The sequence below is a fragment of the Klebsiella sp. Q2 genome (assembly GCF_009900705.1).
In the GTDB taxonomy this organism is placed as follows: Bacteria; Pseudomonadota; Gammaproteobacteria; order Enterobacterales; family Enterobacteriaceae; genus Klebsiella; species Klebsiella quasipneumoniae.
Map to the genome: position 1 here is coordinate 507,032 of NZ_JAAABE010000001.1, position 14,176 is coordinate 521,207.

Annotated in this window: 19 protein-coding genes and 1 pseudogene; 8 read left to right on the forward strand and 12 right to left on the reverse strand. The window is 47.7% G+C overall.

Annotated elements, in window-relative coordinates; genetic code table 11:
* The first annotated feature begins 378 nt into the window (after positions 1-378).
* The gene (locus tag GT756_RS02665; protein ID WP_004147997.1) at positions 379-582 is read left to right on the forward strand and encodes a hypothetical protein; all 204 of its coding nucleotides are present in this window, start codon (positions 379-381) and stop codon (positions 580-582) included.
* A 243-nt stretch (positions 583-825) separates the two neighbouring features.
* Here GT756_RS02665 and GT756_RS02670 read toward each other — a convergent pair whose 3' ends face one another.
* Genes GT756_RS02670 through GT756_RS02690 form a run of 6 tightly spaced genes read right to left on the reverse strand, consistent with a single transcriptional unit; the run spans position 826 to position 3,644 of the window.
* Positions 826-1,428 carry a hypothetical protein gene (locus tag GT756_RS02670; protein ID WP_117137684.1) on the reverse strand — a complete coding sequence of 201 codons (603 nt, stop codon included), beginning with the start codon at positions 1,426-1,428 and terminating at the stop codon, positions 826-828.
* Positions 1,429-1,444: 16 nt separating this feature from the next.
* Positions 1,445-2,476, reverse strand: coding sequence for a DUF968 domain-containing protein (locus tag GT756_RS02675; protein WP_117137685.1), 1,032 nt, complete (start codon positions 2,474-2,476; stop codon positions 1,445-1,447).
* Positions 2,476-2,679 (reverse strand): hypothetical protein, encoded by a 204-nt coding sequence (locus GT756_RS26360; protein ID WP_017898980.1) that lies wholly within the window; start codon positions 2,677-2,679, stop codon positions 2,476-2,478. Before GT756_RS26360 ends, GT756_RS02675 begins: the two co-directional genes overlap by 1 nt.
* The gene (locus GT756_RS02680) at positions 2,676-3,068 is read right to left on the reverse strand and encodes a DNA-binding protein (RefSeq protein ID WP_049114843.1); all 393 of its coding nucleotides are present in this window, start codon (positions 3,066-3,068) and stop codon (positions 2,676-2,678) included. Before GT756_RS02680 ends, GT756_RS26360 begins: the two co-directional genes overlap by 4 nt.
* 40 nt (positions 3,069-3,108) lie before the next feature.
* The gene (locus GT756_RS02685) at positions 3,109-3,399 is read right to left on the reverse strand and encodes a hypothetical protein (RefSeq protein ID WP_077253592.1); all 291 of its coding nucleotides are present in this window, start codon (positions 3,397-3,399) and stop codon (positions 3,109-3,111) included.
* An 11-nt stretch (positions 3,400-3,410) separates the two neighbouring features.
* Positions 3,411-3,644: a DinI family protein gene (locus GT756_RS02690; RefSeq protein ID WP_012542186.1), complete on the reverse strand. Its 234-nt coding sequence runs from the start codon at positions 3,642-3,644 to the stop codon at positions 3,411-3,413.
* A 160-nt stretch (positions 3,645-3,804) separates the two neighbouring features.
* On the opposite strand from GT756_RS02690, the gene GT756_RS02695 reads away from it, so the two are divergent.
* Positions 3,805-4,401: a hypothetical protein gene (locus GT756_RS02695; protein WP_198129499.1), complete on the forward strand. Its 597-nt coding sequence runs from the start codon at positions 3,805-3,807 to the stop codon at positions 4,399-4,401.
* 3 nt (positions 4,402-4,404) lie between these two features.
* Positions 4,405-4,888, forward strand: a pseudogene (locus GT756_RS02700) (DDE-type integrase/transposase/recombinase); the annotation flags it as partial.
* Positions 4,889-5,281: 393 nt separating this feature from the next.
* Here the strand turns inward: GT756_RS02700 and GT756_RS02705 are convergent.
* The 6 genes from GT756_RS02705 to GT756_RS02730 form a co-directional block, all read right to left on the reverse strand.
* On the reverse strand, positions 5,282-6,919 hold the full coding sequence (locus GT756_RS02705) for an anti-phage dCTP deaminase (protein WP_112162509.1): 1,638 nt from the start codon (positions 6,917-6,919) through the stop codon (positions 5,282-5,284).
* A gap of 262 nt (positions 6,920-7,181) precedes the next feature.
* Positions 7,182-7,622, reverse strand: a complete 441-nt coding sequence (locus GT756_RS02710; RefSeq protein WP_065804438.1) for a hypothetical protein — start codon at positions 7,620-7,622, stop codon at positions 7,182-7,184.
* A 13-nt stretch (positions 7,623-7,635) separates the two neighbouring features.
* Positions 7,636-8,181, reverse strand: a complete 546-nt coding sequence (locus tag GT756_RS02715) for a replication protein P (protein WP_227639789.1) — start codon at positions 8,179-8,181, stop codon at positions 7,636-7,638.
* A complete protein-coding gene (locus GT756_RS26095; RefSeq protein ID WP_254067420.1) occupies positions 8,093-9,112 on the reverse strand; it encodes a DnaT-like ssDNA-binding domain-containing protein in 1,020 nt (339 codons plus the stop codon). Before GT756_RS26095 ends, GT756_RS02715 begins: the two co-directional genes overlap by 89 nt.
* 44 nt (positions 9,113-9,156) lie before the next feature.
* Positions 9,157-9,711: a toxin YdaT family protein gene (locus GT756_RS02725; RefSeq protein WP_017898969.1), complete on the reverse strand. Its 555-nt coding sequence runs from the start codon at positions 9,709-9,711 to the stop codon at positions 9,157-9,159.
* 2 nt (positions 9,712-9,713) lie between these two features.
* Entirely contained in the window at positions 9,714-9,935 is a 222-nt protein-coding gene (locus tag GT756_RS02730; RefSeq protein WP_004147982.1) for a YdaS family helix-turn-helix protein, read from the reverse strand.
* A gap of 180 nt (positions 9,936-10,115) precedes the next feature.
* Here GT756_RS02730 and GT756_RS02735 point away from each other — a divergent pair, with 180 nt between their 5' ends.
* The 5 genes from GT756_RS02735 to GT756_RS02750 all read left to right on the forward strand — a co-directional run bounded on the left by GT756_RS02735 (position 10,116) and on the right by GT756_RS02750 (position 14,138).
* Positions 10,116-10,460: a transcriptional regulator gene (locus tag GT756_RS02735; protein WP_223168509.1), complete on the forward strand. Its 345-nt coding sequence runs from the start codon at positions 10,116-10,118 to the stop codon at positions 10,458-10,460.
* Between the two features lie 273 nt (positions 10,461-10,733).
* Positions 10,734-10,856: a hypothetical protein gene (locus tag GT756_RS26305; RefSeq protein ID WP_016529975.1), complete on the forward strand. Its 123-nt coding sequence runs from the start codon at positions 10,734-10,736 to the stop codon at positions 10,854-10,856.
* A 420-nt stretch (positions 10,857-11,276) separates the two neighbouring features.
* Positions 11,277-11,471, forward strand: a complete 195-nt coding sequence (locus GT756_RS02740; RefSeq protein WP_063002092.1) for a DUF1482 family protein — start codon at positions 11,277-11,279, stop codon at positions 11,469-11,471.
* A 42-nt stretch (positions 11,472-11,513) separates the two neighbouring features.
* Positions 11,514-11,858, forward strand: coding sequence for an Rrf2 family transcriptional regulator (locus tag GT756_RS02745; protein WP_014228879.1), 345 nt, complete (start codon positions 11,514-11,516; stop codon positions 11,856-11,858).
* A gap of 141 nt (positions 11,859-11,999) precedes the next feature.
* Positions 12,000-14,138, forward strand: a complete 2,139-nt coding sequence (locus tag GT756_RS02750) for an exonuclease (RefSeq protein ID WP_160124546.1) — start codon at positions 12,000-12,002, stop codon at positions 14,136-14,138.
* Positions 14,139-14,176 lie beyond the last annotated feature (38 nt).

Consider the following 14,176-nt stretch of genomic DNA (forward strand, 5'->3'; position numbering starts at 1 on the left):
TTTTTTACCGTTACGTTCGTTAACCATAGCCTGACAGACAAAAAGAGCAAGGCTTTTGTCATTACAGTCACTATGTTAAGGCATTAGTGTGGTGCCGGGTGCCTCCCGGTGAGCATGCCCCAGTCGGCATGGCCCGCGCTGCATTTACAGGTTTCTGTAACTGACTGGTCGCCCCTCCGCATAGGGGGATTCACCACCTCGATAATTTATGATGCAAACATTCAAAGTGTCAATATCTGACCATACCGCCAGCGCCTCTGCCATAATATAAGCCAACAACGCCCACTTAAATTGTATGCATTCTAATACTTAAAGCTATTGCGAAGCCCTGACTCAATGTAGCACTCACTGATATCAGGTAAATACGAGGTAAGTAAAATGCTATCTACTGATAACCAAAGAATTTCAGAGATTTTTGAACGTTTGGCAGAAATAGCAGCTAAAACTGCTGAATTAACAAGCAACCCTAATCTATCCCCTGCTCAAAAGCAGGCAGCATGTGACAGTTACTTTAGCGAACATGATCAGTTAACAACCGAAGCCCTAGAGATCTTCAAAAAAATCACTAAAAATCCTCAGTGAATGCTGAAGCATGTGAGATTGCGTATGCAATACGACGATATGACAGGGGTATTGATGCAGCGCATCTCGCGAATACCCCTGTCGTATCGCCGGAAAGCAAAAACCCCGCACGGGCGGGGTTTTCGTTATATTCAGATTGTCGCTTTTTGTCGCTGCCGAGTGGCGCAGCTCTGCCAAGCATGAGGGAATTATCTAACTTTCTGGCCCATTTTCAATACCAAAAAGGCAACATAGCACTTTTTGCTAATCCGCATGAATCGCCTTATGAACAGAAAGGAAAGCTTTTGCTCTGAATATTTCAAGACACCAGCGCACTCTTTTCCGGGCCTCACTGTCTGTTAACCATGGCGCCACCAGCTGTATTTCCCGTGTTATGTCTGAGATTTTTTTGCGGGTGGTGTAATAGTTAACGCCAACGAGATAAACAGGATCACCCGTTTCAAATATCGCCAGTACACATCGTTCAACAAATTCAACATCATCCTCAGTGATCGCAGCGTCAATGGCGACAGTTGCAGGTTTTGGCCACAAAATGGCATGCGCCCTGCTTAGTGCCTGCCGCCCGCGATAGCCTTCACTCCTTGCCTGCTCGATTGCTGCCGTAAAGCGCTCTAGTGCTCTATCTGACCAGTGATCACCCTTCATACCTCGCCAGCATGAATGTCCTGATGGTTTGCGCGGGGCCGCACCTCCTCTCATACCTTCTCCCCATACAGTAAGCAGAGATTTTATCCAGGCGGACTGAATGCCATTAAGGGGAGTGAATCGGCCCAGCCAGCTTTTGCGCGGGGCGGCGGCCACTGTTTCTAATCCTGCACAGTGTAGACGGCGTTGACGTGGTGTCATTCTGTTCTTCTCCTTACTACGCCAGAACGCCGAGCGCGTATGCCCGGTCCAGCAATTTAATAATTAATACCGGCTGGGTGCCGTATTCACGCTCAAAAGCGGCAGGGTCATGGTGCAAAGTGCGGTGGTGCTTGCGGCATAATGGGATCGTAAAAATATCGTGGGCCTTGGTGCCTACGCCGCCCTGCCCCCAGCCAATAAGATGATGTGCATCATCTGCAGGCTGCCCACAGCACATACACGGCTGTTTTTTAACCCATGAGATAAAGTCAGCTGATAACCATCGGCTCCGCTTAGGTCTCGCGAATAGTGTCGCCGGTGCAACAGGATCGACGTTCACAGGAACCAGAGGTTTGTCCGGCGTTGTTTTTGCCGTTGGCCTGATTGCTTTTTCGAAACGGGGAGAAAGAATGCTGGTGGCCGGTACCGACGGAACAATCTCACTCTCCCTGTAAACCGATTTAATCCCATCGTCTTTAATACGCAGGGATCGGCGCGCCATTTCTTCTGTAATTTCATCGCCAATCCCGGCGCCTACCGCCCACCAGCATAGCTCCGCCAGTGACAATGAGCGCTGAGCATCCAGACCAAGCGCGATGCGGGCAGTGTCGATTACCCAGTCAGCGTTGTTAACACCTACCAGTTGATCGAGGGTTTGTTCCGTTTGGTTTTTCAGCTCATTATCACAGTGCCAGCATGCGATTATTACACCCGTCGAATGGCGAAACGGGACGAGCTCATGGTGATGGTAATCGGAATGTGTCCACTGACAGTTTTTAACCTGCCTACGCAACCATGACTCGAGGGCACTAACCCCACCAGCTGCAGTGATAACTGCCTTCTTCATGAAAAAAGGTCTGATCCCCACATCATCCCGCAACGGCTGCCGGGCATCAGGAAGACGTCCACTGGGTATCTTTTTCATGCTTGCCGGCGGCATTTCAACAAGAACTCGGCCGGCACCGAATAACGGCATTAATTCACTACCCGGCTTAAGCAGCACAATTCCAAGATGGCGTGCAATATCCACGTTAAGCAAAGCTCGCATCAGTCCCTCCACATCTTCTGTATGTAGGTCCTGTCAATCCGTGGCGGCTTCTTCGATTCCGGCAACAACACGCGGATCTCCCACGATGCAAAGTCTCTGGACAAGCTTTTCTCAACCACACAGTTATTTTTACGGTATCGCTCCACCAGCTCTGTAGCTTCAGCCTCTGAAAGTTGCTCGTGTAAAAACCAACTTTTCTTCATGGCTGATCACCGAACAGTCGTAAAAACTCAATCGCTCTTTCACGCGCGCCGGGTTCTTCAGCGATCATTTCCTGCAGCAGCTGCACGGCGAGCACAGGCTCCTTTCGCCCGACGATGGAAATTCCTCTGGAGACACGGCGAGAGAGTTTTATAAAATTTTTTCTCTCTAACGCACGCAGATGCAACAGGACAGCATTAGACGAGCTAACGCCGAGCATATCGGCCAGCTCAGATAGCGTAGGTGGGTAGCCATGCTGATTGATGTAGGCCACCAGCAGATCGAAAACTTCCTGCTGGCGAAAAGTTAGTTTTGAAGACGAAAGCAAACCGGCGCTCGATGAAGGAGCACCAGTCTGATGGGATTTTGATACTTCGGGGGTTTGCGTCATGGTTTCTCTCCGCGACGCAGCAGGTATAGGTTGTTCAGGCCTATGACGGGATTGTAACAGAACCAGGGGGAACCTGGTAACCAACTCCAGACTTAGCCTTTTCAATCATCTGTGAAAAAAGAGAGAGAGTCCCCACTATCTCATCCGGCTGCAAAGGCATAAACGAAACAGTGTCGCCGCGCCGGTACATCAGAGCGCGCTCACACACAGGAAAGGATGTCAGACGGGCAACGATCACCCCATCGTCGCATCTGATAATTGCATAGCCGGTGTTTGGCGTTTCTTGTTTTTTACCCACAGCAAAATCCTCAAAATAAACCAGGTAAGCCACTGGACCTCAACTTAACAGAACCAGTCATCAGCGCTTTCCCAGGTGTCCTGCAGGATTTCCTCTACACGTTTTTTATCTCCGTCCATTCCACCAAGCACGGTCAACCCATCAGAGCTGGCCCGACGAATCACAAGACTGCAGTTATTAAAGTTTTGATCCAATCGCCGCAGTAGCTCCTTCTCCAGAGCAGGCACAGCACCATCCGGCAATTTTTTTTGGCGATCAATTGTGATTTCTACTTTCATAACTAGCTCCTCACGCAAATACTGTATAAATAAACAGTATACTTGTTAGGTGAAATGTTCAAGCGTTTAATGCCACTTTTGGCTAACCCATGCTCATGTTTAGATTGATCTTTTCTCCACAAAGGACGACATCCGCTATCACAGGGATACAGGGCAGAGGTTGGTATCAGGTCTTAGTATCGGCATTGAGGACAGTAATCCAAGTCACCTGAAGATCATTGATCCAGAACCTGAAGATCCTGTAATTATTACCGAAAGTGAAATGGAGTTTGTAAAGGACGCCGCAACCCGTGGCGTAATGGCCAAACTGCTTCGGTCAACAGGCTTTGAAACAGCGGCAGAGGCGGTAGCCGCGCCTTGCGGGAAACCGCAAGCCATACCTCCATCGACAAAAAAAACAGATAAAAAGCGTATAGAGTTTCTTTCAGATCGCGACCGACGCGCACGCGAAGAGTTGCTGGAAAGCACCTCAAGAGCTCATCTTTTCGGTGGTCGCTATCGAGGTCGAGAGGTTACTTTCCAGTTGCCGAGACCGATCTATATTTATGACGATATGATTTCAAAAGTTACCGTAAGGCAAGGAATGAATGTGGATGCCATCTATTTGCTCAGAGAGCAGCCAACCATTGAGACGCTAATCGCCCCATCTCGTAACCATTGGATCGATATGATGGGGGCTAACAATATTCAGGATGACGAGCAAACCGCGACGTTGCAATTCGGAAGTATTTTCAGGTCAGAGTTGATTCTTAATTAATGTTCTCGGGCCGGGTTTTATGCGTGGGTTCATAATCCGGTCTCTGGCGGGATAAAGATAACCAGCGTCTGCTGACGCTCATCCGCGATACCTTTTCACTGAGCGGTGGCGTATATGGCTATCGTGCGGTTCATGGCGATCTGAATGAAATCGGTGAATCATGCGGCAAAAACCGGATGGGTCTTATTATGCAACTGAACCGGATTAAAGCCTTACGTGGCTATAAAGTTCCGCGTCGTATCGCTGGCCGCCCCTCAGTGGTTGCCACTAATCGCGTGCAGCGCCAGTTTACTGTCGTTGGGGCCAATCAGGTCTGGGTTACCGATATTACTTATGTCCGCACCTGGCAGGGCTTGCTGTATCTGGCGGCGGTTATCGATCTCTTCGCCCGTAACATGGTCGGCTGGTCGATGAAACCTACGTTGTTGCGGAAGCGGGCGCTCGCAAACCTGAAGGCGATGTCATCGCACACTCAGACCAGGGCAGCCATCCCGGCGGCATCAGTCCGGAAGCCTTTGAACAGGCATCGTAGTGAGGACAGAATTTGTCTACGGGTATGGGGGCAGTCCAGATTTCTGCTTATAGATACGCATGTAGCAAAAAGGACATGCGTATCCAAAACCAATCCTTATCCAAAACGAAGCCTAAATCATGGCAATTGACTAACGTTTCTGAGTAGATAAGGCCCTGAAGTAAGCATTGCTAATCGATTGATAAATCTCAATATCTTCAGAACCTGCAAGTTCGACATACTCACTCTCACATTTAGACGGTTGAGCAGTGTGTTGGACACTTCTCGTGTTCGAGCGGATTGTTCCTATAATAACTTCTGTTAATATAGGTAGTTCCAACTGGTTTATGTCGTTTTTTTTCATATAAATCACTCAAGCCTCAACAAGTTAAGTTTATTACTATCAACTTCCGCAATAACTACCTGTTCTAATTTAGGAATCGCTTTGAGACTAACGCTATCCACTGGCATAGCCGCCCCCTCTGTCGCTAACTCTAGCACCCCAGCTTTAGATTTTCGAGATCCAGATTCAAAAAGCTCAAGAAACCTGGTTGGAGCTACTCCATCAAATTGTATCAACTTCACTTTTTCATCCGTCTCGATTACTGATTCGGTCATCGCATCCGAATGAAGCTTAAGAGCTAAGCTTTTTCTATACGGTTCAATAAAATATACTTCAGAGATACCAGAAGCGATAATATGCCTTGCGCAGGAGTGGCATGGATAGGTTGTTACAAATATTTTCCCGCCTAAAATTCTTTCTCCTGCCACACGAGATGCGCCAAGAATCGCGTGCATTTCTGCATGAACCGCTCTTGAAAACTCTATTAAATCTTTTAATCGTGAGTTTTTTAAAATGGTTTGAATCGCATCTTCTCTTTTTTTTACAGAGATTATTTTTTCCTGTACAAGGCTATCAATGACAACTTCAGCCAATATTCTCTTTTCTGCATCATTCGAGCAACTTCTACTTTTTAAAGCATAACAACGATGATCAGGATCAATAACTTTTAAGCGGATAGATTGTTTACCATAGAGGCCACCACCATTACGAGGCACATCATTCCAACCGGTAGAAAGAAGTTCTCCAGATGAAGATGTTACTGCAGCACCAACTTGTCTTGATAGACATGCAGAATTACGAGCCGCTGAGGTGGCTGCATACATTGCATTTTCCTCTTCAGTCGGTGATATAACTGAACTCCTAAAAATTAGCTTAAAGAAACGTTCCAGTTTAGATAGAATTTGGCCTTTAGCCTCGGCATTTCCTGGCTCTGCCAACCCACTATCAACCCGCAAAAAATAATCACATTTCGGGAAAGTGTCTCTAACTGATTGCCCATGGTCGAACTCTTCCCCAGAATCGGTATTGATTAGTTCAGCAATATCTTCAACGCTTAGACTATTAATTTTTGAAAGGTTTTCACGCCTTGCCTCTAAAGGGGAGAACACACCTATAGAGAAAATCATTTTTCCATAGATTGATTTCAACAACTCAAGCTCAGAGGAGTTTTTAACTGAGTCAATAATATGGCAAATTTTTTGATTTTTAATCTTACTCGCTTCCCCTTTGCTGGATTCATTGACAATATCATCAAACTCACCAAAGTTTTTTTTACGCTCGGCGCTAATTTTAGCAATAGCTAATTTTGCAAGAATATCACTACCGTAAATTTCACGAAGTTTATCACCCACAGTTATCAGCGACTTGAATTTCTTTAGCTTAGTGCTTTCATCAAGATTAATTTTTGTATATTTTGAATTAATCCGGATTAGATCACTCAAACGTATATCATATGTTTTATAGCCATATTTTTTTAGCGAGAATGATATCTGCTCAGCAGTCTCATGTAGCGGTGAACCAATTGGCCCACAAAGTGCGATTATAATCTCTGGAGTCACACTGTCTTTTATTTCTTGAGTTGCATTAATTGTTGGCTGCTCGGCAACATCATCATTCCCAACAAGTTGAAACTCTTGACTTTTGTCTAAGGCTGTGCTTTGCATACCCTTATCCTAATTAATAGTATTTTTCTATCTTTATAGCTAATTAAGATAAATGTTGCAAAGTAATATTGCTCATGAAACTTGAGTTAGTAATCCTATTGACGAGATGGTTTGACCTGCGCCCTATAGATTAACACACTACGCTGTTAGCAACGTCCGCTTCTGGCACTCAGCGGACATCTCAGCTTTGCCTCACCCCGGAATAATTAAACTTAGCTTTGACATCCCGTACCAGCTGCTGTTGATTCTATTTAAGGCATAATCAGCATCTCGCCGCATTGCGCAAGCAGCGGTTACGCATTTTGGCAAGCAACCAGAGTTCGTTCGCTGTTGTAGCCATCCCAAGCGTCGATGTGTAAACAGTCGCAGCCCGGCGCCACAGCTTTTTGTCTTCCAGCATCTTCGCCAGGGACAGTGCGTCCTGGACTTTTTTCACATCTTCTTCAGATAATTGTGTTGCAGCCTGCGGCAGGGCAACATCGGGAACCTCAACGCCTGCAACCACTCGATAGACATACTGGCAGCCGTTATGGGTACGATGGAGTTTTCCCGCGGCATGGAGCTGCCGCAGCAAGTTACCTGCTGTACTGGCTTGCAAGTCGAGCGCATCGCAGACATCCTGCAGGACGCATTCTGGCGTCCGGCTAACGATGGCAAGCACCATCTGTGCTTTGGTTACTTTGGTTTTTGATTGTTTGGTCATGGTCAAAACTCGTTTACTTGGTTAAACCTGCCGCCTTGCGGCGTTTGTACTCTTCCATCAGAATCTGTGCTGGCGTCGGTCCTGCTGGATGTATCGGTGCAGCCAACTGCTGACGAATTGGCGGAATCGAAAACCCGTTAGCCAGGTGTTTGGTCCATTTCGTGAGTAAGTTTTCTGCCAGTTTTTTCAGCTCTCCCTCCGTCAGGTTCCTCTCAACTCCGGTTCTCCGCATCTCAATGCAAATGTGATACAGAACATCCTGTTTCCATGGGTATTTGTCGCTTCCCGAATATCGGTAAGACTCGTTTCTCCAGCGTTTGTACTCCGCCATCACTGCATCGGATGTCAGATTGAACGGGTTAGCACCGCTAGCAGATACCAGCGCGACGAACTCAGCGAGATCCGGCGGCCATGTGCTGCCCGCGGCGCAACGCTCCATGCACTGCCGGCAAACCAGCGTAATCTGGGCTTCACTCATCGACCCAATCTGAGCGATCCAGAGTTCTGATGGTTCCTCTCCGTTCTTCAGGATCCATCGGTTCGAAAAGATTTCGCCCATCACTTCCCATAGGCGCCACGACGTTTCTACGGCCGTCTGTTCCCGCAGCTCGCAACCGTTGCTCACGGGCGGCTCGAATCTGTTGAACAGCTCTGGATGCTGCTGGCTCTGCTCGTACTCCCACATGATCGTTACCCCCATTCACTGGTTTTTTATGGCGGACTTCCGCACGGTTAAGATGTCTTGCTAGTTTTTGCTCCCACTGGACCTGGTGAAACGCCCTGCCTTCAGCCTGCCAGTACGCGATGAAACTGCTCAACTCGGCCGCAAGATTTATCCCCGGTCTTAATGGCATTCCCCAAATCGTTGCCAGTCGGGGAAAATCCTCGGAAGGTTTCCATCCGAAATACATCGCAAATTTTCCGAATGCTTGTGTTTCACCAGGAACTATTCCCGGTTGATTCGGATAGTCAGGCACAACTGGTCCGACCAAAACCCTATGTGTGGGGGTTATATCTTTTGGTTCCTCTGGTAGATTCCGGATCCCGTTTTTGGGATCGTTTGACGGAAAAAACGGGATCGTTTGTTTTTTTTGTGTACAGGAAACAGTCCCTTTTTCGGGTGCCTTTTCTGCTGTAACAACCCCGTTTTCGGGTGTGTTTAAACGATCCCGTTTTTGGTAATGTTCCCGTTTTTGGGTGTGTTCAATTTCGGCAACGCTTTCTTCCACACCAAGAAGCCTGTAAACCGGGATTTGTTTAGTCTTTCCACGCCGTTCACCTGTATCTTCAATAAGCCCGATCGAAACCAGATACTGCAGGCTCGACTGGACCGTTTTCTTATCCAGCTCAGTTGCTTCAGCCAGCGCAGGAATGGATGGAAAAGCACAGAGATCAGCTCCGCACATGTCGGCCATCCAGGTCAGAACAGCTTTTGCAGAGGACTTCCCTGTCTTGACTTTTTTGGCCCATCGCATTGCATCAATGCTCATGAAGCCCCCCTATTTTCTGTACGGTACTCATTGTCAAAACTCAATTAAAAAAACTGTGGCGCTACGGCGCTTATGCTCGCCAGTAGTGGTCCCGCCGCATCTGCAGGAAGCATGTTAAAAAGTGCAATTGCTGCCTCCCGAATTTCACGCTCTAACTTTTGCAACGGAGCGCCAAGCAATTTTGCCTGGTGCGCTTCGCTACACTCTTTGATTGCTTGAGCCACCAGCTCGCTTTCAGTCAATCCACGTTTCAATCCGTGTTTGCGCGCAATCTCAATAGGCATTGCATCAGCGATCGCTCCTGAAAGCTGCATGACGTAACTGGTGTACTTCTCTGATCCAGATTCGTTTTTCAGGTAGCGGTACAGATTCTGTTTATTGACGTTTATTCCGCGACCGTTTTGTTTTCTCCATTGCTCATCCACCAGCTGCGCGATGTGGTCCTGTGCTCGTCCAGGTAAAGTCGACTCCCATTCCTGAACGGCAGCAAAAATTGCTCTACTCTTCATCCGAGCCCGGCGTAGACCGGAAAACTGATTTTCTGAGTTCAGTTGCAGGCCCATTACCGGGTTATGATTTTTAAAAGAGATGGTTTGCATACTTACTCCTTCGGTAATCCATCCGTTGGGTTTGGGTAGAGGTCTGGTCTGAGTTCATGCGGAGTAACTTTCCACTCCAATGCCTTACTGACTTTCAGAACCAACTCGCCGGGAACTTTATGTTTGAACCAACCATTTACTGTTTGTGCTCGCCGATTAAGCCGCCGTCCGATTTCCGATTGGCTACACACGGCAAGTAATTTTTTTTGAAGTGATGGCTTCATACGCTGCTCCACTAAAAACTGTAAATTTGAATTACAGTTTAATCAGTTTATTTCGATAGTGTCAAATCATTCGATATGAGGCCTGAAGAAAAAATCTGTATAATCTTTCTCATGTGTTTGTTTGGGTGGATGAAGATGAACTTTGGTGTTCGACTGCAACGAGTCTTAGATGAGATAGGAATGTCTCAATCAGAACTGGGGCGGAGGATCGGTGCGACATCCCAATCAGTGAATGGCTGGTGTCAGGCTGGAATCCTTCCCAGAAAAGAAATGCTTGAGCAACTTCCTGATATAACAGGAAAACCTTTGTATTGGTTTTTCATGACAGATGAAGACGAAGAGACGCTGCAGCCGCCAAGATCGGAAGATATCTATGTCCTTACCCCGGAGACCAAAAAGCTCATAGAAATTTACGATCAGCTTCCTCAAGTGGAGCAAGAACGATTCGTCGGGTTAATGCAGTTAAGGCTGGAAGAACTCGATGCTTTCATGAACGAATATTTAATGAAACGAAAGAAAGACTAGAACAGCCTTCCCCCCCCTTCATAAGCGCCGCCTTCGGGCGGTTTTTTTGTGCCTGCTCCCCACCTCACATCCAATTCTGAAATTTAAATCATCAGTTTTAATTGACAGCTGTAGTTTATATCGATAATACTATCTCCGTCCTATGACGTCATCGAGGCAGGAAGCCCACGAAGTAGCTGCCGGCGGCATACGAAACACCGGATGAGATGACAGCAATATCAATCGCAGCAGGTTCAATGTTCGGCTGCCCGGCCTTAAGGGAAGGAAATAAGTATGGATAAAGCATACGAAGACTATTTTGAAAACCTCTCTGAAGGTGAAGAGGCACTGAGTTTCAGCGAGTTTACCGCGGCACTTTCAGGTAAGCCGGCAGACTGCGCCTCTTCTGAAATGTAATGGAAATCCTGCGCGCTTCGTGGTGGTGAATTGCAGGGTGAAAAAGCTCAATCGTGAAGATCAGCGTCACGACACCACCGACGAAGCGCGTCGAAGTAGTGAAAATAAAAAATCAGGGTTTGCAATGCGGTGAATGCGGCTATGCGCACGCGACACAGTTAAAAAAGTAAACATGGCGGTTATTCACACGTTGTGGGGAAAAAGTTGTCGGCGGTAGTTGTTAACTGGCTGCCGTCACCGGGAGGCACCCGGCGCCGCATTGCAAAACCACATCCTAATACTGAGTTAACTGGAGATAACTATGAAGGATTTTGCCCGAGTACCTACCGGGAACCAGGCGACCCGCCTGAACTGGTTCGAGGTGAGACTACGCCAGCTGTGTTACTTACTGGCGCAGAAAGGAAACCCTGAGGCTGAGGCATGAATACTCTGTTTGCCCTTGTCATCAGCGTATGTGCTCTCACTGGTGAATGCTCTGATGTTCTGATCGGTGTTTATCCATCAGAGGCCAGTTGCAACAGCAACGCCGATGAACAAAAAGTACAGGGCCAGTGCCTCCCCTACAGAAATGCACAAAAAATGGCTGTCGACCAACAGCCTGCAGTGAGTTTTTGAATCGAGTTTTGACCAATGGCCGTTACGGCCGGAGAAGTGATTATGGAATTTGGAATGAAACGCGTTCTGGCATCTGTCCAGGCCGCCGCCACTTTGAATAAGCTCTATGACGGCTCGCCCGTTTCACTGACGGCCATCAGTAAAGAGTCAAAGCTGTCTACTTCATACCTTGAGCAGATCTTCAAAAAGCTGCGGGCGGGTAACCTGGTAATTTCACAGCGTGGCCCAGGTGGTGGTTATAGCCCCCGCGGCGATGACATCACCGTTACAGAAGTGATCACTGCGGTATCTAAACTGCCAGCCCATAAAACTTTTGAGCCTATCCTGCGAGCGCTTGACGACGTTCGCGTATCACAGCTGCTGCGGGGCGATTCGCCAGCCCCATAAAGCACAAAACCCGCGCAAGGCGGGTTAAGTACCCGGTCAGCCGACCAAAGCTTTCCGGAATCGAGTTTTGACCAATGACCACCACCAGGGCGGCTGCCATCAGCTGCCGGGTATCTTACAATCCAAAGGAGCCCAAACGCAATGAACAACTACCCGTATCTCATTAAAGCGAAGGCAAAAGCAAACGAAGCGAAAAGTCTCTTCTGCTGGTTCACTGCTAAATCCGATTCTCGCGCCGAGCGCAAAATCCTGGACATCCTGGAAGACGCTGAAATTAACGTTGGCCGCGGCGCCAGCCATCAGCTGCCGATCCGCACCAACTGGCTCATCGTTGATGACTTACCGGAAGAAGGTGTACTGGATGACACCTGGTGCGATCGCTACGAGCTTGGTGGTGAAGACGGGCTGACATGGCAAAAAATCGTTGCGCCGTCGGCTGCTGAACCACAGCCCTCCAGTAAACCAGAAAACGATATCTCTCCTGCAAATAGCAATGAAGAGGACTATTCGAACAATGAAGAAGCACTCTTCAACCTGGCGGAAATGTCATTCCGCACGCAGCTGCTTGCCCAGTATATGGCCGACGAACGTCACGTGTATCACATTAGCATTCCTCATCGTAACCGCCTTTCAGCGATGGAAATGGATACGGATAATCACGGTGTGCAGAATCTGCTGCTGACGGCAGAAAATATTCCGGAGCTTAAAAAATATGATATGCCTGGCCTGTGGAAATTTACCAGTGCATTTAAGAGCGTATTTCCTGCGGGGAAACGCCATGAGCTCGGCAAGCAAATTCAGTTCGCCAAATTGTGGCTTGAAACGTCTCACATTGACCGCGGGATCCTTACAAAGGAATGGGCTGCTGGAAACTATATCACCTCAATAAACAAAACCGATACTGGCGCCAATGCTGGTGGCGGTAACAAAACTGACCGCAATCCGGATTATCAGCATTCGCTGGATACTCTGGATATAGAGATCGCCCTTGCGACGATGCCTATGGATTTTGATATCTATAATTTTCCGGCATCAGTCCACCGCCGCGCGAAGGAAATAGTACAGAAGAAAGAAAGTCCATTTAAAGAATGGTCTGCAGCATTACGGAGCACACCAGGCATCCTTGATTATTCCCGTGCAGCGATTTTTGCACTGATCAGGGAAGCATCCAGTGGAATAACTCCTTTTCCAGATCGGTTGCGTGGCTACATCAACGCGAATCTGACTGAACATAAGCATGATACCCCAAGCGCTGAAATGCTTGCCAAGGCGGGACATATTCCATCTGCTGCAGTCACTCTGGATGCAATAAACCAAGCAATCGCCGGAGAGGATAGCAGCGCAAAACTGGAAACACTCTCCTCTGACTTTAAAGCAGTTGGCACCGAACTCGTAAAAGAAGCTCAAAAGCAGCGTCCGAACGCTAATCAGGTTCTGGCCGCCGAGCGCGGCGAATATGTCGAAGGGATTAGCGACCCTACTGATCCGAAGTGGGTAACCGAAGACCTTCCCAAATCAAGGCAACCTGAGGTTTCAAAAATTGGGGACGGAGTATTTTCCATTGACGGTCTTGTTGACGTTACGGGCAAGGTTAACCAAAAAGAAAAAACAGATGAAGTTGTTCATCAAACGGATGCTATAGATATTGAATCCAGTCCTCATAATAAGGTGGAAGATCAGCCTATTGATTATGTTCACGTTATGGTTGATCTGGAAACCATGGGTAAAAAACATAACGCCCCTATCGTCGCTATTGGTGCGGTTGTTTTTGACCCGGCAACCGGCTCTATTGGAGAAAGTTTCTATAAAGTCGTATGCCTTGAATCCTCTGTGAACTGGGGCGCCGTAATCGATCCATCAACTGTTATCTGGTGGCTTAAGCAGTCCTCCGAAGCACGCTCTGAGATCGTAAATGATGATGCTATCCCGTTGCTGGATGCATTACTCCAGTTCAGAGAATTTGTTTCTGATAATGTCGCTGGTGGGAGCAAAAAGGCGCAGGTATGGGGTAACGGTGCGTCATTCGACAACTCTATTCTGCGTTCTTCTTACGATTGCATTGCTGAAGATTATCCGTGGGAATACTGGAACGATCGGGACGTACGAACAATGGTAGAACTCGGCCAGGCCATTAGCTTCGACCCCAAAACAACGATCCCGTTTGAAGGGTCTCGTCACAATGCCCTCGCTGATGCTATTCATCAGGCCCGCTATGTATCAGCGATCTGGCAGCGAATAATTGCCGGCAATCATGTGCTGCAAAAATTGATGCAAAACTGATTTTTTATTTTCAGGTACAGGCCCAGCAATGGGCCATA